The sequence below is a fragment of the Delftia sp. RIT313 genome (assembly GCF_000632165.1).
Lineage (GTDB): Bacteria > Pseudomonadota > Gammaproteobacteria > Burkholderiales > Burkholderiaceae_C > Comamonas > Comamonas acidovorans.
This window is the reverse complement of the sequence record NZ_JFYT01000048.1, coordinates 49,573-71,909: the sequence shown is the minus strand read 5'-3', so window position 1 is coordinate 71,909 and position 22,337 is coordinate 49,573. Positions and strand designations below refer to the sequence as shown.

Below are 22,337 nucleotides of genomic sequence, written 5' to 3'. Positions count from 1 at the left end.
TTCCCAAGCCCCCCAAGCCACCACCCCAGAGGAGACAACCCCATGAAAACCATCCATACGCCCATGCTGGGCGTGGCGCTAGCCTGCCTGGCGTCCTTGCCCGGTGCCGCTTCGGCGCAGTCCAAGGTCGAGATCTTCGGCGTCGTCGATGTCGGCGTCACGCACCTGAACGGCTCCGGCCCGTCCAAGACCGGCCTGTCCACGGGCGGCGCCAACATCAGCCGCCTCGGCTTTCGCGGCACGGAAGAGCTGGGCGGCGGCCTGCGTGCGGGCTTCTGGCTGGAGGCGGGCATGGACGTGGACAGCGGCTCGGGCAAGGCCAGCGGTGGCGGCCTGAGCTTCAACCGCCGCTCCACCGTGAGCCTGTCGGGCGACTTCGGCGAAGTGCGCCTGGGCCGCGATGACTCGGCCACCTTCCTGAGCACGCTGATCTTCGACCCCTTCCTCACCAACGGCGTGGGCGGCACCATGGGCTTCACCATGCTGGGCATTCCCGGCACGGGCACGGCCACGGGCGGCGCGCCCATCCAGATCAGCAACGCGGTCAGCTACTTCCTGCCGCAGAACCTGGGCGGCTTCTACGGCCAGGTGCAGGTGGCCATGGGCGAGCAGGCGCGCAGCGCGCCCAACAAGAACCAGGGCGACTACCGCGGCCTGCGCTTCGGCTACCGCCAGGGCCCGTTCAACGGCGCGCTGGCCACGGGCAAGTTCTATGGCGACAGCGATGCGACCAACCTCACGGCCAGCAACGTGGGCCTGAGCTGGGACTTCGGCGTGGCCAAGCCCATGCTGCTGTGGGCCAGCGAAAAGCGCGGCGCCCTCAAGGTCACCGCCCTGCAGCTGGGCGTGACCGCGCCCGTGGGCATGGGCGAGTTCAAGGCCTCCTACGGCCACTACAACACCGACGGCAGCAATGCCGACTGGAACAAGATCAGCGTGGGCTACGGGCACAACCTGTCCAAGCGCACCCAGGTCTACGGCACGGTGGCCTTCCTCAAGAACAAGGACGGCGCGGCCAAGTCCATCGGCGTGCAGGGCCTGTCGGCCCCGGGCACCACGCTGGGCGGCCGCTCCTCCGGCTTCGAGGTGGGCGTGCGCCACTTCTTCTGATACAGCCCATCGGGCGATAGAGACTTGCCATGAAAGATATGCGTGCGGCCCGCTGGTGGGGGGTGATCAGCCTCTTCATCATCGTCGCCATCTCCTATGTGGACCGGATCAACCTTTCGATCCTCATCCTCGACCAGGGATTTCTGGACCACATCGGGCTGACGCACGACGACCGCACGCGCCAGGGCCTGCTGGCCACGGCCTTCATGGTGGGCTACGGCGTTTCTTCCTTCGTGTTGACGCCGTTTTGCGCGGCGCTCTTCGGCGTGCGCCGAAGCCTGGTGGTCGGCCTGCTGCTGTGGGGCGCCGTGTCCTTTCTGTCCCCGGCCATGAACAGCTATGGCCTGCTGCTGGCCTCGCGCATCCTGCTGGGCATCTCCGAAGGGCCGCTGTACTCGCTGGCGGGCAGCTACATCAAGGCGCATTTCCAGAGCCACGAGAACGGCCTGCCCAACTCCTTCGTGAACATGGGCACGGGCCTGGGGCTGGCGGTGGGCTACCCGCTGATCGGCTACCTGGTGGCCGGCCATGACTGGCAGACCTCGTTCCACGTGCTGGGCCTGATCAATGTAGCCATCGGCATCCCGCTGGTGCTGGCCTTCATCCGCATGCCCCGCGTGGACGCCGGCATGCCGCGCCCGCGCTCGCTGGGCGAGGCGGTGGGCCAGGTCGGCCAGATCGTGCGCGGCGCCATGCACACGCGCTATCTGGTGCTGGTGGCCGTGCTGTCGGCGGCCTTCTTCTCCTACCTCTGGGGCAGCAGCAACTGGCTGCCGGCCTATCTGGAGTCGCGCGGCTTTTCGCTGCGCGAGATGGGCTGGCTGGCCTCGCTGCCGCAGTACGCCACGGTATTGGCCGTGCTGGTCGGCGGCATCGTCATCGACCGCCTGCCGCGCCGCCAGGTGCCGCTGATCTTCGTCGGCGGCAGCCTGGGCCTGGCGCTGGCCATCTGGCTGGCCATCCACATGGAAGACCGCTACGCGGCGGCCTACTGCCTGATCGCCTCCAACTTCTGCTGGGGCCTGATGAGCCCTGCCATTCCCAGCACCGTGCAGTACTGCGCGCGGCCCGAGCATGTGGCCAGCGCCTACGGCGTCGTCAACGGCACGGCGACCCTGGTGGCGGGCTTCATGCCTGCGCTCATGGGGGCCGTCATCGGCTGGACCTCGCATTCGGCCGGTGGCGGGTTCGTCGCAGGCTTCAGCCTGCTGGTGGGCACGCAGCTGGTGGTCATGGTCTGCGGCCTGGTGCTGTGGCTGCGCGAGCGCGGCCAGGGCACCGACGGTGCCAGCGATGCCCGGGACAGGTCCGCGCGCACGGCCTGACCTGCACTACAGCGCGCCCGCTGCGGCGCACTGCTCCAGAAACGTCACCAGGGCCTGCACGCGTGCCGTGCGTCCCTTGCGCGTGGGCACCAGCAGGGTGACGGGCGCGCTGCCGAAATGCCAGTCGGGCAGCACGCGCACCAGCCGGCCCTCGGCAACGGCCTGCTCCATGTCCCATTGCGAACGCAGCACCAGGCCCAGGCCCTGCTCGGCCCAGTGGCGGGCCACGCCGCCATCGTTGGTGACGTAGGACGGCGTCACGCGCAGGGTCTGGCCGTCCGCGGCACGCCGGCTGGCGGCGGGGCGCAGGTGCCACAGCGTCACGTCTTCCTCGTTCTCGCGGATGCAGATGCAGGCGTGCTCCAGCAATTCGCGCGGCGTGGCGGGCGTGCCGTGGCGGCGCAGGTAGTCGGGGCTGGCGCACAGCCAGCGGTCGTTGGCGGCCAGCTCGCGCGCCACCCAGGAGGAGTCGCGCACCGTGCCTATGTGGACCACGGCGTCGGCATCGTGGCGGTCGGGGAAGGGCGTTTCGCGCAGGTCCAGCTGCAGTTTCAGTTGCGGGTGCTGGCGCGTGAAGGGCACCAGGGCCGGGGCCAGCCGGCTGCGCCCGTAGCCAAAGGGCGCGGCAATGCGCAGCGTGCCACCCAGCTGGCGGGCATCGCCGTGCAGCGAGTCGCGCAGCTCCTCGATCTGGCCCAACAGCCGCACGGCCTCGCGGGCGAAGCGCTCGCCCTCGGGCGTCAGCGCCAGGCGCCGCGCGCTGCGGTTGGCCAGGGACAGGCCCAGTTCGGCCTCCAGCCGGCGCAGCCGCATGGACAGGGCAGGCGGCGTCACATCGAGCGCACGGGCTGCGGCGCTCAGCGAGCTTTCGCGCAGCAGGGCGGCGGCAAGCTGCAGGTCTTCGATGGCAATCATTCAATTTGCCTTAACGATTGATGACGGCGGATTTAACCACGGGCACAGGTTCCATCCGTACAGTTCCAGGCCATGAACACCCCAGCCCCACTGACGGAACCGACCGCCGCCGCCTGGCCCTGTGCCGTGCTTTTCGACCTGCTGACCGCCTTGCTTGACTCCTGGACGGTATGGAACAGCGCTGCCGGCAGCGAGGCCGCCGGGCGCGACTGGCGCGCCGAGTACCTGCGCCTGACCTATGGCTGCGGCGCCTACCAGCCCTATGAAGACCTGGTGCGCGACGCGGCCCGCAACCGGGGCCTGCCCGCCTCGGCCGCCGACCGGCTGGAGGCGCAATGGGACCAGCTGCAGCCCTGGGACGGCGCGCGCGAGTTGCTGGCCGCCCTGCGCCCGCACTGCCGCCTGGCCGTGGTGACCAATTGCTCCGAGCGCCTGGGTCAACGTGCCGCCGCGCTGCTGGGCGTGGATTGGGACGTGGTGGTCACCTCCGAAGCAGCGGGCTTCTACAAGCCCGACCCCCGGCCCTACCAGCTGGCGCTGGACCGGCTGGGGCTGCCTGCGGGCCAGGCCGCCTTCGTGGCCGGATCGGGCTATGACCTGTTCGGCACCTCGGCCGTGGGCCTGCGCACCTTCTGGCACAACCGCGTGGGCCTGTCTCGGCCTGCGGGCGCGCCCGCCGCCGAGGGGGAAGCCGCCACCCTGGCCCCCGCCTTGCCCTGGCTGCGCGGCTTTGCCGCAGGCCGCTGACTGTGCCAAGTCTTTTTCAGGAGCCGCCATGCAAGACACTCTTTTGACGCTGGACACGCCCGCTGCCGTGATCGACCTCGACCGCATGCAGCGCAACATCGCCCGCATGCAGCAGCGCATGGACGCGCAGGGCGTGCGCCTGCGCCCCCATGTGAAGACCAGCAAGAGCGTGCCCGTGGCCGCCGCGCAGCGTGCGGCCGGGGCCTCGGGCATCACGGTCTCCACCTTGAAGGAGGCCGAGCAGTTCTTTGCGGCAGGCACCACCGACATCCTCTATGCAGTCAGCATGGCGCCGCACCGCCTGCCGCAGGCCCTGCAACTGCGCCGGCGCGGCTGCGACCTCAAGCTCATCGTGGACAGCGTGGCTGCGGCCCAGGCCATTGCCGCGTTCGGCCACGAGCAGGGCGAGGCCTTCGAGGTGTGGATAGAGATCGATACCGACGGCCACCGCTCCGGCGTGGGCGCAGACGATACGCCGCTGCTGCTGGCCATTGGCCGCACGCTGCACGACGGCGGCATGCGCCTGGGCGGCGTGCTCACGCATGCGGGCTCCAGCTACGAGCTGGACACGCCCGAGGCGCTGCAGGCCCTGGCCGAGCGCGAGCGCGCCGGCTGCGTGCAGGCTGCCGAGGCCCTGCGCGCGGCCGGCCTGCCGTGCCCCGTGGTCAGCGTGGGCTCCACGCCCACGGCGCTGGCGGCCAGCCGGCTGGACGGCGTGACCGAGGTGCGCGCAGGCGTCTACGTGTTCTTCGACCTGGTGATGCGCAACATCGGCGTGTGCACGGCCGAGGACGTGGCGCTGTCGGTGCTGGCCACCGTGATCGGCCACCAGGCCGACAAGGGCTGGGCCATCGTGGATGCTGGCTGGATGGCCATGAGCCGCGACCGCGGAACGGCCCGGCAGAAACAGGATTTCGGCTACGGCCAGGTCTGCGACCTGCAGGGGCGGGTGATGCCGGGCTTCGTGCTCACGGGCGCCAACCAGGAGCACGGCATCCTGGCCCGGGCCGATGGCGCGGCGGAGGCCGATATCGCCACGCGCTTTCCCCTGGGCACGCGGCTGCGCATCCTGCCCAACCATGCCTGCGCCACGGGCGCGCAGTTCCCGGCCTACCAGGCGCTGGCGGCAGATGGCTCGGTGCAAACCTGGGAGCGGCTCCATGGCTGGTGAAAACGGGATCGATCTGCGCCATGCATCGCCGAACCTGCCTGCGCCGGGCGGCCACTACAGCCACACGGCCACGGGCCAGGGGCTGGTCTTCGTGTCAGGGCAGCTGCCCATACGGCCCGACGGCACGCGCCTGGTGGATGCCGGTTTCGAGGACCAGGCCCGGCAGGCGCTGGCCAACCTGGCAGCGGCGCTGGAGCTGGCCGGCAGCGGCGTGCCGCGGCTGCTGCAGGTGCGCGTGTACCTGGACGACATGGCGCACTGGCCGGCCTTCGACCGCATCTACGCGGACTGGGCCGGCGCGCACCGGCCCGCGCGCGCCGTGGTGCCCACGGGGGCGCTGCATTTCGGGTTGAAGGTGGAGATCGAGGCCGTGGCGCTGGCCTGAGAAGGCGTTCCGGCCCGGGGGGGCCGGCTGCCGCTACTTCAGCCAGCCGCGCTTGCGGAAGTAGAGCATGGGCCCCACGGCGCTGAGCACCATGAGCCCGATGACGTAGACGTAGCCGAACTCCCATTCCAGCTCGGGCATGAACTTGAAGTTCATGCCGTAGACGCTGGCGATCAGCGTGGGCGGCAGCAGGGCCACGCTGGCCACCGAGAAGATCTTGATGATCTTGTTCTGGTTGATGTTGATGAAGCCGACCGTGGCATCCATCAGGAAGTTGATCTTGTCGAAGAGGAAGGCCGTGTGGCTGTCCAGCGATTCGATGTCGCGCAGGATCTGGCGCGCTTCCTCGAACTGCTCGGCATTGAGCATCTTGGAACGCATCATGAAGCTGACGGCGCGGCGCGTGTCCATGACGTTGCGGCGGATGCGGCCGTTCAAGTCTTCCTGGCGCGCGATGGCGCCCAGCACCTCGCGGGCCACGTCGTCGGTCACGTCGCCGGACAGCACCATCTGGCTGGCTTTTTCGAGGTCGTCGTAGATGCGCTCCAGCGTGTCGGCCGAGTATTCGGCGTCGGCGTCGAAGAGCTTGAGCAGCACGTCCTTGGCTTCGTCGATCAGGCCCGGCGCGCGGCGTGCGCGCATGCGCAGCAGGCGAAAGACCGGCACGTCCTCGTCGTGGATGGAGAACAATACGCCGCAGCTGCGCAGGTTCTTGTTGTGCTCGTTGACGATGAAGGCCACGCGCACCGAACGCGGGTCCTCGTCATCGTCGATCAGGAAGTCGCTGCGGATGTGCAGCTCGCCGTTGTCTTCTTCGTAGAAGCGGGCGGATTCCTCGATGTCGTCGTCCATCGCATCCTCGGGGATGGACAGCTCGTAGTGCTGTTTGATCCAGCGCTTTTCCTCGACCGTGGGCGACTCCAGGTCCACCCAGATCGGCTTGAAGCGGGACAGCTCCTCCAGCGACTCGATCTCTTCTTGAACCAGGCGGCCATTGGCCAGCGTAAAGATGTTGAGCATAGGCTCACTCCAGGTGTTCTTCTCAGGCGTGCGGGGTATCGGAGGTGCTTTCAACCCCACAGGCCAACCGGGAGTTGAAAGCTACCAACTGGGGTAGGTTTCCACGGAGCTTTCTCCAAGATGCAAAGCGTTGGATTATGCAGCGTTGCGCTGCAACATGCGGGCCGGCTGCGCTATTCGGAAGCGGCTCCAGGGGGCATCTGGCGGCCTGTCACAAAAGCCTGCGCATGGCACAGGTCGGCCCAGGCGCCCGCCTTGGCCTGGGGGGCGCGCAGCAGGTAGTTGGGGTCGTAGCTGACCACGGCGGGCACGCCCGCAATGCGGTGCGGCTCGGCACGCAGGCGGCCCAGCGCCTCCTGGCGCTGCAGCACGGCGCGCGCCGTGGCCAGGCCCAGCACCAGCACGCAGGCCGGGCGCAGATCGCGCAGCAGCGCCTCCAGCGATGGCTGCAGCGCCGGGACCTCGGGCGCCTCCTGGCCTTCGGCCGCAGGCTGCACGCGGTGCAGGGCGGCGCTGTACAGGCGCGGATGGTCCTGCAGGTTCAGCGCGCGCAGCATGTTGTCCAGCAGCCGGGCCGCGTCGCCTTCCAGCGCGGTGCGCGCGCAGTCGGGGCCGGGGCGCTGGGCGGGTGGCAGGGGCAGCGAGTTGGCGGGCGGCTCCAGCAGGATCAGCCAGCCGCCTTCGCCGCCATCACCGGCAGGCGGGGTTGCCGCATACACGGGCCGCACGGGGCCCAGCCGCCAGCCCAGGCCCGGGGCGCCGGCCACGGGCTGCTGCACGTAGCGGCGCGGCGGGCGTTCGCGTTCGGGAATGACGGGTGCGGGAGAGGCATGCACGGGTGCGGGAGGCGGCGGCGCCTGGACAGGCGCCTGAACGCGTGCGGGCGCTGGCGCGGCGACAGGCGCCGGTGCAGCAGGCGCCGGGGGGGGCGCCTCCTGCACGGGCGGCGGCACGGGGCGGGTCGCCGGCGGATCTGCCAGGGGCGCCGCTGCAGGCGCATCGGCGGGCGCAGCGAGGGCCTCGGACAGCACGGCGGGTGCGGTCTCGGGCTCGGGCAGCCAGACGGTGATGCCCATGGCGTGCAGCATGGCCCGCTGGCGGGTGTCTAGATTCAGGGCCATAGCTTGAGGCTCATGAGCACGGCATGCTCGCGCGGGCCGTCGTGCATGGGGTAGTAGTTCTTGCGCAGGCCCACCTCCTGGTAGCCATGCGCGGCGTAGATGCTGCGTGCGCGGACATTGCTCTCGCGCACTTCCAGCCAGATCCATTGGGCCTTGCGCTGGCGCGCCCACAGGGCCAGCGCGTCCAGCAGGATGCGGGCCCAGCCCTGGCGCTGGCGCGACGGGGCCACGGTGATGTTGAGCAGGTGGACCTCGTCGAGCACGATCATGGCGACGAAGTAGCCCACCAGTTCGCCCCGCGCATCGACCAGCAGCTGCGCTTCATTGCCGGCCGCCATGGCATCGATGAAGTTGCCACGGGACCAGGGATGCGAGTAGGCCTGCTGCTCCACGGGCAGCAGCATGTCGAGCGACAGCACGTTCAGCGGCTCGAAGCGCACGCTGTCCCGCTCCGGCGCCGGAGCCGGAGCCGGGGCGTCGGTCAGGGGCGGCTGCGGCCGCGAGGGCTGTGGCGTGTGCGTGCTCATGGTGAGGGTGGGGTGGCCTCTGGAGTGGGCGTGGCCAGGGCCAGCGCGGCGGCCGCCTTGGCAGCCTCCCGCTCGGCCGTGGTCTGCGCGACTTTATCGCGGATGTAGCGCGGCAGGGCCTGGTCGGCCGGCAAGGCGCGGTCGGCCGCCAGCAGGGCCGGGGCCAGGCGCAGCATGGCGGCGGCGGTGGGCAGGGCGGCCAGGTGGCTGGCCTGGGGCGCCAGGCGCTCGCCGTAGGCGGCCAGGGCGTTGCCGGCCACCACGGTGCCGGGCGGCAGTTGCAGGGCCTCGGGCGCGCACAGGCCGAAGTCGCCGCTTTGCTCGCCAATGTCGTTCCAGCGGCCGTCGCTCCAGTGATAGGCGGCGTGATAGACCTCGTTCATGCGCGCATCGATCACGGCGATGAGGTCGGTGCAGCCGTATTGCATGCGGGCCTGCTCGGCCACGGCCAGCAGGCTGTCCATGGGCAGCACGGGCACGCGGGCGGCAAAGGCCAGCCCCTGGGCCACGGAGCAGGCCGTGCGCAGGCCCGTGAACGAGCCCGGACCCCGGCCGAAGACGATGGCCTGCAGCTCGGCGAATTCCAGGCCGGCCTGGGCCATCAGCGCCAGGATGGCGGGGATCAGCTCGGTCGAGGTCTGCGGACCGCCGGGGCCGCTGTGCTCCCAGACGGCATCGCCGCGCTGCACGGCGATGGAGAGGGTGTCGGTACTGGTGTCTAGGGCAAGAAGATTCATGGCTTGGGGCAGGCGGCGGTGCCGCAGCAAGTGCAGGATTATCGGTGCCCCGCCCGTCCCGCGCCCGGCAGGGCTGCAATGACCGGCGTAGACTTGCCGGCCATGTTGCATCTTTCGCCGTCTTCTTCCCTTATTTCCTCGATTTCCTCCGCCTTCTCTCTTGGATTGCCGCTTTCCCGCCGGGGTCTGGCGGCCGCGCTGCTGGCGGCGTCTGTTCTGCCCGGCGTGGCAAGCGCCCAGGCAGATGCGCCCACCTCGCCGGCCTCGCTGTCCACCAAGACTGCACGCGAAAGCCGGCTGCCACCGGCCGTGGAGGCGGCGCTTGCGCGCGCCAAGCTGCCGCGCGACGCGGTCTCGGCCCTGGTGGTCGAGGTCGATGGCCGGGCCGCCCCGCGCCTGGACTGGCAAAGCCATGTGGCCATGAACCCCGCCTCGGTCATGAAGCTGGTCACCACCTATGCGGCGCTGGACCAGCTGGGTCCCGCACATGTCTGGCGCACGCCCGTCTTTCTGGGCGGGCCGGTGCAGGACGGCGTGCTGCGCGGGCCGCTGTACATCCAGGGCCAGGGCGATCCCAAGCTCGTGATGGAGCGGCTGTGGCTGATGCTGCGTCGCCTGCAGGGCATGGGCATCAAGGTCATCGTGGGCGACATCGTGCTGGACCGCAGCGCGTTTTCCGTGAGCGGCCATGACGCGGCCACCTTCGACAACGAACCCTGGCGCCCCTACAACGTGGCGCCCGACGCACTGCTGGTCAACTACAAGGCCGTGACCGTGGGCTTCACGCCCGACGCGGCGGCGGGCGTGGCGCGGCTGCAATACGATCCGCCGCTGGCCGGCATCCAGCAGCAGGAGACCGTGCCGCTGGCGCCGGCCGGCAGCGAGTGCGGCGACTGGCGCGCCCGGCTGCAGCTGGACATGGCCGACCCGCTGCGCATCGCCTTTGCCGGCCCGTTCCCGGCCAGTTGCGGCGACAAGAGCTGGTCGCTGGCGCCGGCCCAGCCCGAGGCCTTCGCGGCCCGCGCCATCGAGGGCATGTGGCGCGAGCTGGGCGGCAAGCTCACCGGCACCGTGCACGACGGCCGCGTGCCGGCCGGGCTGCAGCCAGCGTTCCAGAGCGAATCGCCTTCGCTGGCCGAGGTGGTGCGCGACATCAACAAGTACAGCAACAACGTCATGGCCCAGCAGGTGTTCCTGACCATGGGCATGCAGCGCACGGGCGTGGCCAGCTTCGAGTCCTCGCGCCAGGCCCTGGGCCAGTGGTGGCAGGCGCGCTGGGGCGCGGCCGAGCAGCCCGTGGCCGACAACGGCGCCGGCCTGAGCCGCGAGGCGCGCATCACCGCCTCCGGCCTGGGCCGCATGCTGCAGCAGGCCTGGGCCTCGCCGGTGATGCCGGAGTTCGTGGCCTCCATGCCCATCGTCGGCGTGGATGGCACGCTGCGCCGCAGCCTCAGCCGGGCCCAGGGCATGGCGCATCTGAAGACCGGCACGCTGCGCGATGCCTCGGCCCTGGCCGGCTATGTGGACGGGGCCAGCGGCCGCCGCTACGTGCTGGTGGCCATGGCCAACCACACCAACGCCCCGGCCGCGCGCGCGGCCTGGGATGCGCTGGTGGACTGGACGGCGCGCGACCGCTGATCGGGCGCCTTCGCGTCTTGTGCAGGGCCTGCTTTCGCAGGCCCTTTTTCATTGTTTTCCCAGCAAGGGCGTTGTCCTACCCACGGGCGATGCGGCGGTCCTTATCGTCTGTTCGCCCGCGTGCGAATTGCCTTGTCGGCGTGCGATTTCTATCCGTAGTTGCCCGGTGTCGCCAATGCGCAAGTGTCGTTACGATGGCTTTAGCAAAAAAGCACGGTCGTGCTATTCATAACACTTCACGGAGATTCCATCTTGGCAAATCGTTATCGAATCCTCGCGGCCGCTCTGGCCACGGCCGGCCTGCTGGCTGCTTGCGGCGGTGGCAGCGGCGCCGACACCACCCCCCGCGCCAAGATCACTTCCGTCAAGGTGATGGGCGACAGCCTCTCCGACAGCGGCACCTTCGGCTACAAGTTCACCGTGCAGAACGCCACGCTGACGGGCGCAGGCTCCAACCAGGTCTGGGCCGAGCGCGTGGCGGGCCTGTACAACATCTCCCTGTGCCCGCGCTTCAACGGCACGGCCTTCACGCCCAACACCTCGTGCAACAACTACGCCGTGGGCGGCGGCCGCATCAACTACACCAGCGCGCCCACGGCGCCCATCTCCATCACGCAGCAGATCCTGCTGGCCGGCGCGGCAGGCTTCACGGCCGATGACCTGGCGGTGATCGACGGCGGCGCCAATGACGCGGCCGATGTGATCGGCGCCTTCCTGGCCGCTTCCAGGGACCAGGGCGCCAACTTCAAGGCGCTGCTGTCCACCAAGATCGACGCGGCCACGCTGGGCGCGCTGCTGCAGCAGGGCCAGACCGGCATGGCCCAGGCCGGTGGCCTGTACATGCAGAACCTGGCCAAGGGCTTTGTCTCCAGCATCCAGACCAATGTGCTGGGCAAGGGCGCCACGCGCGTGGCCATCCTCAACGTGCCCGCCATCACGCTGACGCCGCGCTTCCAGCTGGTGCTGCAGTCCGTGGCCCAGCAGCAGGGCTCGGCCGCCGCCGCGCAGCTGGAGACCGTGTTCGACGGCTGGGTCAAGGCCTTCAACCAGCAGGTCGCGGCTGGTTTCACGGGGGAGAACCGCGTGGCCATCATCGATTTCTACAGCGAGTTCCGCCAGCAGATGGCTGACCCCGCCCAGTACGCCTACACCAACGTGAAAAAGGCGGCCTGCCCTGCCACCGGCGTGGGCGCCGACGGCCTGCCCACCTACAGCTTCCCGACCTGCACCGAGGCCGCGCTGTCCGCCTCCATTCCCGTGGGCGAGACCAGCGCCAACTGGTGGAAGAGCTATGCCTTTGCCGACAGCTTCCACCCCACGCCCTATGGCCACCAGCAGATGAGCCAGCTGGCCTCCCGCACCCTGGCCCGCGCCGGCTGGCTGTGATAGCAGACACGCAGCACGAGGAGACACATCCATGAAGACATTCCTGCGTATCACCGCCGCCGTGGCCATGGCCACGGCCTGCATGGCCGCCACCGCCCAGTCCGCCGGCACCTGGAGCGTGCGCCTGGGCGCCACGCGCATCGATCCCCAGACCAGCAGCGGCTGGCTGAGCACGCCCAGCTTCCCCGACACCCGCGTGGACGTGAAGGCCAACAGCCAGCTCACGGGCGGCGTGACCTACATGGTCACCAACAACTGGGCCATCGACGTGCCCATGGGCCTGCCGTTCAAGCACGACTTCGTGGGCGATGGCGCCATCTCCGGCACGGGCAAGCTCGGCCGCACCAAGGTGCTGCCCGCCACCGTGTTCGCGCAGTACCGCTTCGGCGAGGCCAACTCCGCCTTCCGCCCCTACCTGGGCCTGGGCGTGACCTATGCCAAGTTCTTCGGCGAGCGCACCACGGCCTCCCTCAACGGCCTGACCGGCGGCACGCTGGCCAACCCCACCACGGCCTCGGTGGACAGCAAGTGGGGCCTGACGCCCCAGATCGGCTTCGTCTACAACTTCAACGAGCGCTGGTTCCTGGACGTGGCCTACTACAAGAGCTTCCTGAAGACCACGGCACACCTGTCCTCGGGCCAGAGCGTGTCGCTCAAGCTCAACCCGAACGTCTACGCCATCGGCATCGGATACCGCTTCTGACAGGTCGCAGTCCCCAAAGAAAAACCAGCCCGCGGGCTGGTTTTTTCATGGAGCGGGCCTGCGCCTACTTGGCCGTGGGCATCACGAATTCCGCGCCCTTGGGCGTGCTCTCGGGCCAGCGCTGCATGATGCTCTTTTGGCGGGTGTAGAAGCGCACGCCTTCCTCGCCGTAGGCATGCATGTCGCCGAACAGGCTGCGCTTCCAGCCGCCGAAGCCGTGCCAGGCCATGGGCACGGGAATCGGCACGTTGATGCCGACCATGCCCACCTCGATGCGGCGGCCGAACTCGCGCGCCACGTTGCCGTCGCGCGTGAAGCAGGCCACGCCGTTGCCGAACTCATGGTCGTTGACCAGCTGCACGGCCTCGGCGAAGTCCTTGGCGCGCACCACGGCCAGCACGGGGCCGAAGATCTCTTCCTTGTAGATGCGCATGTCGGGCGTGACATGGTCGAACAGCGTGCCGCCCAGCCAGAAGCCGCCCGAGGTGTCGGTGCCCGTGGCGGCGCCGGCCGCCTTGCCGTTGAAGCCCCGGCCATCGACCAGCAACTGCGCGCCTTCTTTGACGCCCAGGTCGATGTAGCCGCTGATGCGATCGTGCGCGGCGCGGGTCACGATGGGGCCCATTTCCGCGGCCAGGTCCTCGCCGTCCAGCACCTTCAGGGCCTTGGTGCGCTCGATCAGGCGCGGCAGCAGCTGGTCGGCCACATCGCCCACCAGCACGGCCACGCTGATGGCCATGCAGCGCTCGCCGGCCGAGCCGTAGCCGGCGCCGATCAGTGCGTCCACGGCCTGTTCGATATCGGCGTCAGGCATGACCACCATGTGGTTCTTGGCGCCGCCCAGGGCCTGCACGCGCTTGCCGTGGCGGGCGCCCGTCTCATAGATGTAGTTGGCAATGGGCGTGGAGCCGACAAAGCTCACGGCCTTCACCTGGGGATGCTCGATCAGCGCATCCACGGCTTCCTTGTCGCCCTGGACCACGTTGAACACGCCGTCGGGCAGGCCGGCCTGCTTGAGCAGGTCGGCGATCAGCAGCGAGGGCGTGGGATCGATGGGGCTGGGCTTGAGCACGAAGGTGTTGCCCGCCGCAATGGCCACCGGGAACATCCACATCGGCACCATCACGGGGAAGTTGAACGGCGTCACGCCCGCCACCACGCCCAGCGGCTGGCGCAGCGTCCAGTTGTCGATGCCGGTGGAGACCTGGTCGGTGAAATCGCCCTTGAGCAGCTGCGGGATGCCGCAGGCGAACTCCACGATGTCGATGCCGCGGCTGACCTCGCCCTGCGCATCGGTGAAGACCTTGCCGTGCTCGGCCGTGATGGCGTGGGCCAGTTCGTCCTTGTGCTGGTTGAGCAGTTCGAGGAAGCGGAACATCACGCGCGCCCGGCGCAGCGGCGGCGTGTCGGCCCACTTGGGGAAGGCCGCCTGGGCGGCCGCCACGGCGGCATCGACATCGGCGCGCGAGGCCAGGGCCACGCGGCCCGTGACCTGGCCGGTGGCCGGGTTGGTCACGTCCTGCTCGCGGCCGCTGGCACCTGCCGAGCGCTGGCCGTTGACGTAATGGACGATGGAAGCGAAGGAGGTGTTTGCGGTGTTCATGCCAGCCAGTCTAGGAGTGCGCCTTCGGCCTGCCTAGGCGCTGCGCTTGAATTGATTGTTCATTTTGCTGAACAATCTCTGCATGGCAAATGAAAAACCCGATGCCAAGGCCGAGGCCTTGTGGAGCCACCTGCACTGGCTGGTCGTGCTGGAGCAGCAAGGCAGCTTCACCTCGGCCGCCGCGCGCCTGGGCGTGAGCAAGGCGGCCATGAGCCAGCGCGTGGCCGAGCTGGAGCGCGCGGCCGGCGTGGCCCTGGTCACACGCACCACGCGCAGCGTGCGCCTGACCGAAGCGGGCCAGCGCCTGGTGGACGAGACGCGCGGCGCCTTCGAGCACATCGCCGACAGCTTTGCGGGCGTGCGCGACCTGGCGGCCGAGCCGCGCGGCCTGCTGCGCGTGACCGCGCCCGTGGCCTTCTCGCGCCAGCAGCTCATGCCCCGGCTGCCGGCCTTCCTGCGTGCCCATCCGCAGATCCGGCTGGAGCTGGACCTGTCTGACCACCTGCGCTCGCTGGCGATGGAGGGCTTCGACATCGCCGTGCGCCATGCCTCCACCCCGCCTGAAACCCATGTGGCCTGGGCGCTGGCGCCCACGCGCTCGCTGCTGGTGGCCAGCACGGACTACCTGGCCGCGCACGGCACCCCGGCCACCCCGCAGGACCTGGCCGCGCACCAGTGTCTGCACTACCCGCGCACCCAGGGCGCCATGGCCTGGAGCTTCGTGCCCGCCTATGCCGGTGCGGACGCCGGTGCAGACGCCGGTGCAGACGCAGTACGCACCGTCGTGCCCGTGGCCGGCGGCTTTGCCGCCAACAACAGCGAAATGCTGCGCGACGCCGCCATGGCAGGCCTGGGCATCGCCCTGGTGCCCGACTTCAGCGCCCAGTCGGGCCTGGCCTCCGGCCATCTGCGCGAGGTTCTGCCCGGCTGGCGGCCCGTTGATGCCTTCGGCGAACACCTGTTCGCGATACGCCCCTACGCCAGCCACGTGCCGCGCGCGGTGGCGGTGTTCGTGGAGTTCCTGCGGGCGTCGTTTGCGGCGGGGTTCATTCGGTGAAGGCTGCTGCCCCTCAGGCCTTGATCCCCAGCTTGTCCACCAATTGCTTGAACACCGCGTTGTCGCGGTCGATCACGGCCTTGAATTCGGGCTGGTCCAGGTAGCCCTCGCCCATGTTCTGCTTGGCCATGGTTTCGCGCAAGACGGGGTCCTTGAGGGTCAGGGCCATGGCCTTGCGCAGGGTCTGGACCACGGCGTCGGGCGTGTTGCGAGGCACGGCCAGGCCGCGCCAGCCGCCGATGAGCAGGTCGATGCCGCGCTCCTTGAGCGTGGGCACGGCTTCCCAGCCGGCCTGTATGCGCTGCTCGGCCATGATGGCCAGCGGGCGGATCTTGCCGGCCGCCACATAGGTGGCCACCTCCACGGGCGTGACGGCCACGGCCTCGATGTGGCCGCCCAGCAGGTCGAGCACGGCAGGGTTGGCGCCGCGGTAGGGCGCGTGGTTGAACTTCACGCCCGCCTTGTCCTGCAGCGCGGCGGCGGCCAGGTGGCCCAGCGAGCCCGGGCCGGCGTTGCCGATGCGCACCGCTGCCTCGTCCTTGCGCGCGGCGGCGATCAGTTCCTCGATGCTGCGATAGGGCGAGTCGGCACGCACGGCGATGGTGGCGGGGTCGGCATTCAGGCGGGCCACGGGCAGCAGGGCGTCGGAGCTGATCTTGGTCAGCCCCATGTGCGGGATCATGGTCAGCTCGACGGTGATGATGCCGATCTTGTAGCCATCCGGCCGGGCATTGGCCAGTTCGGTCCAGCCCACGGCGCCGCTGGCGCCTGCGCGGTTGAGCACGATCAGGTCCTGCGGCAGGTGCTTGCGCGCCACCTCGGCCAGCGCGCGTGCCAGCACGTCGGTGCCGCCGCCAGCGGCAAAGGGCACGATGAGTTCAATGGGGCGCTGGGGCCAGGCTCCGGCCGGTGCCTGCGCCATGGCGGGCAGGGCCGGCGTTGCGGCCAGGGCGGCCAGCGAGTGGATGAATTGGCGGCGGGATGCGAGGGTCATGGCTTGTCTCCGGGATCTTTGTTATGTGGCGATGTCTGCGCTTCAATCCATTTTGATGTTGGCTGCCTTGATCACGCCGCTCCACAGCGCCTGTTCCGAGCGCACGAAGCCTGCGAACTGCTGCGGCGTCATCTCCATGGGCTGTATGCCGATCTCTTCGAGCTTGGCACGCGTCTCGGGGTGGCGCAGGGCGGTGGCCAGGCTTTTGTTCAGGCGCTCGGTGAGCGCAGGGCTCAGGTGGGCGGGGCCGACGAAACCCTGCCAGGCATAGGCTTCGAAGCCGGGCACGCCGGCCTCGGCCATGGTGGGCACGTCGGGCAGGATGGGCAGGCGCTGGGGCGTGGCCACGGCCAGCACGCGCAGCTTGCCCGCACGGATGGCCGAGATGCTGGGCGGCAGGTCCACGAACATGGACTGGATCTGGCCGGCCATGAGGTCCTGCAGCGCCGGGGCCGAGCCCTTGTAGGCCACGTGCAGGATCTGGGTGCCCGTGCGCTGCTTGAACAGCTCCAGCGCCACGTGCAGCGGCGAGCCCGGCCCCGACGAGGCCGAGGAGATGCCGCCCGGCTCCTTGCGCGCCATGGCCAGGAATTCCTGCACGTTCTTCGCAGGGAAGGACGGGTGCACGGCCAGCACCAGCGGCATGCGGCCCAGGCCGCCGATGTAGCTGAAGTCCTTGCCCGCGTCATAGCTCAGGCGCGCATACATGGCGGGGTTGAAGGCCAGCGTGCCCGAGTCGGCCGTGCCCAGCGTGTAGCCATCGGCCGGGGCGCGTGCGATCAGCGTGGCGCCGATGATGCTGGCCGCGCCGGGACGGTTGTCCACCACCACGGGCTGGCCCAGGTCCTTGCCCATCTGCACGGCCAGCTGGCGCGCGATCACGTCGGTGGTGCCGCCCGGTGCGTAGGGCACCACCCATTTGACGGGCTGGGTGGGCCAGGCTGGCGCACTCTGGGAGGACGGGGCTGGGGCGGATTGCCCCTGGGCGGTGCCCATGCCCAGCGTCAGCAGGGCGCAGGAAAGCCAGGCCTTGCGGTGCAGGGCCATTGGGTTGAACAGCATTTTTTGTCTCCGGTGGTTTTTATGGGTGTCTGTTGCGCCGTGCGTCAGCGCGGCCGCAGCATCCATTCGTGCGCGGGGTCGTTGCGGAAGGCCCAGCGCCGCTCGGGCCCGGCCATGGTGTTGAGGTAGTAGAGGTCGTAGCCGTGCGGGGCCACGCAGGGGTGGTAGCCGCGCGGCACCATCACGGTGTCGCGGTGCTCCACCGCCATGGCTTCGTCGATGCTGCGGTCATCGGTGTAGACGCGCTGGAAGGCAAAGCCCTGGCTGGGGTTGAGCAGGTGGAAGTAGGTCTCCTCCAGCACGGTCTCGGCGTCCGGCGCGGCGGGGTCGGCGCTGTCGTGCTTGTGCGGCGGATAGCTGGACGAGTTGCCCGCGGGCGTGATGACCTCGACCACCAGCAGGGACTCGGCCGCCTCGGTCTCGGGCAGGATGTCGCAGACATGGCGCGTGTTGCTGCCCTGGCCGCGCACGCTGCGGCGCATGCTTTCGGGGGCGATCACGCGCGTGGCGTGGCGGCCCGTGGCGGGTGCGGCGCTCAAGGCAATGTCGGCCGGGCCGCGCGCCGTGATGCGCAGGCTTTGGCCGGGCGGCACGTAGACGGCCATGGGCGCACTCTCTTCGAACACGCTGGCGCGGCTGCCCAGGGCGCTGAACGCCTGGCTGCCGACCTGCACATCCACCTGGCCGGTGAGCACGGTGATGCAGTATTCAAGCGGTCCCGTGGACAGTGCCTCCACCTCGCCTGCCTGCAGCCGCAGGGCCTTGAAGTGGATATGCTTCCAGCCCGCGCTGGCGGGCGTGATGTCGGTGACGACGCGGCCGGGCGCGGCCTTGACGAGAAGGCTCATGCCGCGGCTCCTTCGGTGATGTCCTGGCGCGCGTCCACGCGGCTGGCATCCCAGCCCGCGATCAGCGCGCGGAAGTTGGCGGCGACGGCATCGCGCAGCGCGGCGTCGTCCAGCTCGTTGCGCAGCCACTGCAGGGCCGGGCCGGCCCAGACGCTGCGGCCGATCATGAAACCCTTGACCACGGGCGCCCGCGCCTGGGCAAAGCCCTGCACCAGTTGCTCCACGGGCTGTGACAGCCCCAGGATCACGGCGCCCCGGCACCAGGGGTCGCGTTCGTTCACCAGGGCATCCAGCGCCTCCCAGTTCTCGCGCGCCATGGTGCCGACCTTCCACCATTCGGGCTTGAGGCCCAGGTCGTAGAAATGGCGTATGGCGCGCAGCACGGCCTCGCCCCGGTCATCGGGCGCCAGCGTGTCCTTTGGCGGGATCACTTCCAGCAGCAATTCATGGCCGCTGGCGCGCGTGGCGGTCCAGACCTGCTGCAGCCAGGCATCCTGCTCGGCGCGCAGTGCGGGCGTGTCGTCGGGGTGGTAGAAGACCAGGCATTTGACGGTATGGCTTTGCGGCCAGTGCAGCAGCTCGGAGGCCAGCGAGTCCGTGCCGTCAAAGCGCAGCGGGCGCGAGCCCGGCAGCTCGATGGGCCGGCCTATCCACCAGCCGCGTCCCGTGGCGTCGTGCAGCGCGGCCTCGCCCAGGTGATGGCGGCCGTCGATCAGCACGCCCATGCGGCCCGTGTTGCCCGGATCGCGCTCGACCTGGGCGACCACCTCGTTGATCAGCCGCTTGAGCGGGCGCAGCCGCGCGGGCGCTGCGCCGGCCTCGCGCGCCAGATCGTCGAACTGGCTGCGGTGGTCATAGGCCAGCACGCACAGCGCGGGCCACTGCGGCCGCGCCCGGCTGACGCGGTGCAGGTGGGACAGCTCGGGGTCCTGGTCGGGACGCGGATGGCGGTGGCCCGAGAACCAGTGCGCCAGCTCGGCCTGCGTGGGCATGGCCGGCGCGCAGCCATGGCGCGAGACCACGATGGCGCCGCAGGCGTTGGCAATCGCCGCAGATTCCTCCAGGCTCTTGCCGCGCAGCAGCCCGGACAGCAGGCCCGAGGCAAAGGCATCGCCCGCGCCCAGCACATTGAGCACTTCCACGCGCTCGCCCAGCACCGTGGGCGCATCGGCGATCGCATCGGGCACCTCGCCCTCGATCAGCGAGCAGCCCAGCGGCCCGCGCTTGACCACGAAGACGGCGCGGCTGCATTCGCGCACGCGGCGCAGGCTGGCGATCAGGTCGCCCTCCACGCCGCCGGCGATCAGCCATTCCTCTTCGGTGCCGATGATGAGTTCGAACTGGCCCAGCTCGGCCTGCAGCCTGCGGCTGACCTCGGCGCTGGCCACATAGCGCGTCTCGCCGTCGCCGCGCGAGGCCAGGCCCCACAGCACGGGCCGGTAGTCGATGTCCAGCACGCGCACCAGGCCGTGGCGGCCTGCCATCTCCAGTGCCTTGCGGCTGGCGGCCAGCACGCCGGGTGCGCTCAGGTGGGTGCCCGTGATGGCCAGGCAGCGGCAGCGGGCCAGGAACGCCTCGCTGATGGCCTCGGCGTCCAGGGCCATGTCGGCGCAGTTCTCGCGGGCGAAGAGCAGGGGGAAGGTCTCCTGGTCCTTGATGCCCAGCAGCACCATGCCGGTCAGGCGCTGGGCATCGACCTGCACCTGGCTGGTGTCGCAGCCCTCGCGGCGCAGCGTCTCGACCAGGAAGCGGCCATTTTGTTCATCGCCCACGCGCGAAATCATGGCCGAGCGCAGCCCCAGGCGCGCCGTGCCGAAAGCCATGTTGCCCGAGGAGCCGCCCAGGTACTTGGCAAAGCTGCTGGCCTCCTCCAGGCTGCAGCCGATCTGCTGCGCGTAAAGGTCCACGGCCAGTCGGCCCAGGCAGGCCACGTCCAGCGGCCGGTCGGAGGGAAAGTTCAGCATGCTCATCGTCTTAGGCCTGTGCGTTGCGGACACCCGCGTGCGGGCCTGTCCATAATCGTTGCGTGCATGCGATCATAGATCGAAATAGAAAAAGTTTTCCATATATATGAAAAATAGAAAAACCCTTGGCGATGCAGGCGCCCCCTCGCTGGCCGGCCCCTACGCCGACCGCGCCGCCTTCCTCACCGTGCTGCGCGAAGGCTTCGAGGCCCTGAGCCGCCAGCTCAAGGCCATCGGCCGCCATGTGGAAATGCAGGGCGATCGCCTGGCCTTCGACGGCATCCAGGCCACGGCCGAGCAATGTGGCGTGCAGCCTTCGGCCGTGGTGCGCTTTGCCAAGCATTTCGGGTTCTCGGGGTACTCTGAACTGCAGGCGCTGTTCCGCGCCGATGCGGCGCGCCAGCTCTCGGCCCAGCATGACTACCAGGACCGCATCCGGGGCCTGATCGCCTCGGGCAACGAGCCACGCAGCAGCGCGCGCCTGGCGCACGAGGTCATCGAAGGCAGCATCGAAAGCCTGCAGGCCCTGCAGCGCGGCCTGCCGCCCGAGCAGTTCGAGGCGGCGGTGGACCTCATGCTGGATGCCCCCTCGCTGTGGCTGGCCGCCTCGCGCCGGGCCTTCCCCGTGGGCGCCTACCTGGCCTATGCGCTGCAGCACACCGAAAAGCCCGTGCACTGGCTGCACGGCCTGGGCGCCATGCAAAAGGGCGAGCTGCGCGCGCTGGCGCCCGGCGACGTGATGCTGGCCGTCTCCTTCGAGCCCTATGCGCCCGAAACGCTGGAAATGGTGGACGCGGCCCTGGCACGCGGCGCGCGCCTGCTGGCGCTGACCGACAGCCAGCTCAGCCCCCTGGCATCCCGCGCCACCGTCACCCTGCTGGCACAGGACGCAGCCACCTTCGGCTTTCGCTCCCTGACCAGCACGCTGACCCTGGCGCAGTCGCTGTTCCTGGCGCTGGCCTACCGGATGGAGCTGGCGTACGAGCCTTCCCGCAAGCCTTAGAAGAGGGTGTTGGTGTTATCCGGCCGCCGCCGCGCGCAGCAGCCGGTCGCGCACGCCTTCCCAGTCCGGCGTGTCGGGCGGGGTCTCGATCCAGATCAGCCTGGCGCCGACTTCATCGAAGTCGCGCAGGGCGCCGAACAGCTCGCGCGCGGTGGCGGCGGCGTCGGCGGGCATGGCGCGCAGCGTGACGGCGCGCGAGGCGGTGCGCAGCGGTGTGCGGTGGTAGACGGCCAGGTTCCTGGCGTCGGCGCCCAGCACGTCCAGCCCGGCCTGCAGCTGCTTTGCGTCCATGAGGCGCACCTGGGCGTTGGGCGCGTAGTGGGCCAGCAGGGTGCCGGAGGCGCGTGGCGTGTTCTCCTGCAGCTCTTCCTTGGACAGGGGGCGCTGGCCGCAGGCGCGCTCGATATCGTCGCGCGTGATGGCGCCGGGGCGCAGCAGCACGGGCACGCCGCGCGTGCAGTCCACGATGGTCGATTCAATCCCCACTTCGCAGGCGCCGCCGTCCAGCACCAGCAGCGTGTCGCCGAACTCGCTGGCCACATGGGCTGCCGTGGTGGGGCTGACGCGGCCGAACTTGTTGGCGCTGGGCGCCGACACGCCCCAGACGGGCGGCTGCAGCTGCTGGCAGGCGGCCAGCACGGCATGGGCGACGGGATGGGAGGGGCAGCGCAGGCCCACGCTGTCCTGGCCGCCGGTCGAGGCCCGGGCGGCCTGGGGCAGGCGCGGCAGGATCAGGGTCAGCGGGCCGGGCCAGAAGGCGTCGATCAGCTGCTGCGCGAACAGCGGCACTTCACGCGCATAGCGCGTAATGGCGCCGCTGTCGGCCACATGCACGATGAGCGGATGGTTGGGCGGCCTGCCCTTGGCGGTGAAGATCTGCGCGACGGCCGCGTCGTTGTCGGCGTCGGCCGCGAGGCCGTAGACGGTTTCCGTGGGCAGGCCCAGCAGTTCGCCGCGCTGCAGCGCCTGTGCGGCGGCCTGGACAGAGGCCGCCAGCGTTCCATCGAGAATCATCGCGCGG

General features: G+C 69.8%; 21 protein-coding genes. 10 read left to right on the top strand and 11 right to left on the bottom strand.

Annotated elements, in window-relative coordinates; translation table 11 throughout:
• The first annotated feature begins 42 nt into the window (after positions 1–42).
• Positions 43–1,110 carry a porin gene (locus tag BW39_RS14455; protein WP_013804504.1) on the top strand — a complete coding sequence of 356 codons (1,068 nt, stop codon included), beginning with the start codon at positions 43–45 and terminating at the stop codon, positions 1,108–1,110.
• A 29-nt stretch (positions 1,111–1,139) separates the two neighbouring features.
• On the top strand, positions 1,140–2,435 hold the full coding sequence (locus BW39_RS14450; RefSeq protein WP_043822539.1) for an MFS transporter: 1,296 nt from the start codon (positions 1,140–1,142) through the stop codon (positions 2,433–2,435).
• A 6-nt stretch (positions 2,436–2,441) separates the two neighbouring features.
• Here the strand turns inward: BW39_RS14450 and BW39_RS14445 are convergent, their stop codons facing one another.
• A complete protein-coding gene (locus BW39_RS14445) occupies positions 2,442–3,350 on the bottom strand; it encodes a LysR family transcriptional regulator (RefSeq protein ID WP_043822538.1) in 909 nt (302 codons plus the stop codon).
• Positions 3,351–3,422: 72 nt separating this feature from the next.
• Between BW39_RS14445 and BW39_RS14440 the strand changes: the two genes are divergently transcribed.
• From BW39_RS14440 to BW39_RS14430, 3 genes are read left to right on the top strand one after another with little or no spacing between them, the layout of a single operon-like run.
• Positions 3,423–4,097 carry an HAD family hydrolase gene (locus tag BW39_RS14440; RefSeq protein WP_043822537.1) on the top strand — a complete coding sequence of 225 codons (675 nt, stop codon included), beginning with the start codon at positions 3,423–3,425 and terminating at the stop codon, positions 4,095–4,097.
• Positions 4,098–4,125: 28 nt separating this feature from the next.
• Positions 4,126–5,268: a DSD1 family PLP-dependent enzyme gene (locus BW39_RS14435; RefSeq protein WP_043822536.1), complete on the top strand. Its 1,143-nt coding sequence runs from the start codon at positions 4,126–4,128 to the stop codon at positions 5,266–5,268.
• A complete protein-coding gene (locus BW39_RS14430; RefSeq protein ID WP_043822535.1) occupies positions 5,258–5,653 on the top strand; it encodes a RidA family protein in 396 nt (131 codons plus the stop codon). The genes BW39_RS14435 and BW39_RS14430 overlap by 11 nt, the downstream gene beginning before the upstream one ends.
• A 33-nt stretch (positions 5,654–5,686) precedes the next feature.
• Here the strand turns inward: BW39_RS14430 and corA are convergent, their stop codons facing one another.
• The 4 genes from corA to tsaB all read right to left on the bottom strand — a co-directional run bounded on the left by corA (position 5,687) and on the right by tsaB (position 9,058).
• Positions 5,687–6,673, bottom strand: coding sequence for a magnesium/cobalt transporter CorA (gene corA / locus BW39_RS14425; RefSeq protein WP_013804498.1), 987 nt, complete (start codon positions 6,671–6,673; stop codon positions 5,687–5,689).
• 173 nt (positions 6,674–6,846) lie between these two features.
• On the bottom strand, positions 6,847–7,794 hold the full coding sequence (locus BW39_RS14420) for a uracil-DNA glycosylase family protein (protein ID WP_043822534.1): 948 nt from the start codon (positions 7,792–7,794) through the stop codon (positions 6,847–6,849).
• The gene (gene rimI / locus BW39_RS14415; RefSeq protein ID WP_043822533.1) at positions 7,785–8,321 is read right to left on the bottom strand and encodes a ribosomal protein S18-alanine N-acetyltransferase; all 537 of its coding nucleotides are present in this window, start codon (positions 8,319–8,321) and stop codon (positions 7,785–7,787) included. Before rimI ends, BW39_RS14420 begins: the two co-directional genes overlap by 10 nt.
• Entirely contained in the window at positions 8,318–9,058 is a 741-nt protein-coding gene (tsaB, locus tag BW39_RS14410) for a tRNA (adenosine(37)-N6)-threonylcarbamoyltransferase complex dimerization subunit type 1 TsaB (RefSeq protein ID WP_043822547.1), read from the bottom strand. The genes rimI and tsaB overlap by 4 nt, the downstream gene beginning before the upstream one ends.
• Before the next feature lie 78 nt (positions 9,059–9,136).
• On the opposite strand from tsaB, the gene dacB reads away from it, so the two are divergent.
• From dacB to BW39_RS14395, 3 genes are all read left to right on the top strand, one after another.
• Positions 9,137–10,696, top strand: coding sequence for a D-alanyl-D-alanine carboxypeptidase/D-alanyl-D-alanine endopeptidase (gene dacB, locus BW39_RS14405; RefSeq protein WP_043822532.1), 1,560 nt, complete (start codon positions 9,137–9,139; stop codon positions 10,694–10,696).
• Between the two features lie 252 nt (positions 10,697–10,948).
• Positions 10,949–12,082: an SGNH/GDSL hydrolase family protein gene (locus tag BW39_RS14400; RefSeq protein WP_043822531.1), complete on the top strand. Its 1,134-nt coding sequence runs from the start codon at positions 10,949–10,951 to the stop codon at positions 12,080–12,082.
• 31 nt (positions 12,083–12,113) lie between these two features.
• Positions 12,114–12,785: an OmpW/AlkL family protein gene (locus BW39_RS14395; RefSeq protein WP_013804492.1), complete on the top strand. Its 672-nt coding sequence runs from the start codon at positions 12,114–12,116 to the stop codon at positions 12,783–12,785.
• Positions 12,786–12,849: 64 nt separating this feature from the next.
• On the opposite strand, the gene BW39_RS14390 is transcribed toward BW39_RS14395, so the two are convergent.
• Positions 12,850–14,388: a CoA-acylating methylmalonate-semialdehyde dehydrogenase gene (locus BW39_RS14390; RefSeq protein WP_043822530.1), complete on the bottom strand. Its 1,539-nt coding sequence runs from the start codon at positions 14,386–14,388 to the stop codon at positions 12,850–12,852.
• 82 nt (positions 14,389–14,470) lie between these two features.
• Between BW39_RS14390 and BW39_RS14385 the strand changes: the two genes are divergently transcribed.
• Positions 14,471–15,445 (top strand): LysR family transcriptional regulator, encoded by a 975-nt coding sequence (locus BW39_RS14385; protein ID WP_043822545.1) that lies wholly within the window; start codon positions 14,471–14,473, stop codon positions 15,443–15,445.
• Positions 15,446–15,458: 13 nt separating this feature from the next.
• Here BW39_RS14385 and BW39_RS14380 read toward each other — a convergent pair whose 3' ends face one another.
• Genes BW39_RS14380 through BW39_RS14365 form a run of 4 tightly spaced genes read right to left on the bottom strand, consistent with a single transcriptional unit; the run spans position 15,459 to position 20,319 of the window.
• Complete coding sequence (locus BW39_RS14380) at positions 15,459–16,439, bottom strand: tripartite tricarboxylate transporter substrate binding protein (protein WP_043822529.1); 981 nt, start codon at positions 16,437–16,439, stop codon at positions 15,459–15,461.
• A gap of 42 nt (positions 16,440–16,481) precedes the next feature.
• The gene (locus BW39_RS14375; RefSeq protein ID WP_081816209.1) at positions 16,482–17,501 is read right to left on the bottom strand and encodes a Bug family tripartite tricarboxylate transporter substrate binding protein; all 1,020 of its coding nucleotides are present in this window, start codon (positions 17,499–17,501) and stop codon (positions 16,482–16,484) included.
• Between the two features lie 44 nt (positions 17,502–17,545).
• Positions 17,546–18,349 carry a 5-deoxy-glucuronate isomerase gene (gene iolB, locus BW39_RS14370; protein WP_043822526.1) on the bottom strand — a complete coding sequence of 268 codons (804 nt, stop codon included), beginning with the start codon at positions 18,347–18,349 and terminating at the stop codon, positions 17,546–17,548.
• Positions 18,346–20,319, bottom strand: coding sequence for a bifunctional 5-dehydro-2-deoxygluconokinase/5-dehydro-2-deoxyphosphogluconate aldolase (locus tag BW39_RS14365; protein WP_043822524.1), 1,974 nt, complete (start codon positions 20,317–20,319; stop codon positions 18,346–18,348). Before BW39_RS14365 ends, iolB begins: the two co-directional genes overlap by 4 nt.
• 100 nt (positions 20,320–20,419) lie before the next feature.
• Between BW39_RS14365 and BW39_RS14360 the strand changes: the two genes are divergently transcribed.
• A complete protein-coding gene (locus tag BW39_RS14360) occupies positions 20,420–21,316 on the top strand; it encodes a MurR/RpiR family transcriptional regulator (protein ID WP_034389901.1) in 897 nt (298 codons plus the stop codon).
• Positions 21,317–21,331: 15 nt separating this feature from the next.
• On the opposite strand, the gene BW39_RS14355 is transcribed toward BW39_RS14360, so the two are convergent.
• A complete protein-coding gene (locus tag BW39_RS14355) occupies positions 21,332–22,330 on the bottom strand; it encodes an L-threonylcarbamoyladenylate synthase (protein ID WP_043822523.1) in 999 nt (332 codons plus the stop codon).
• Positions 22,331–22,337 lie beyond the last annotated feature (7 nt).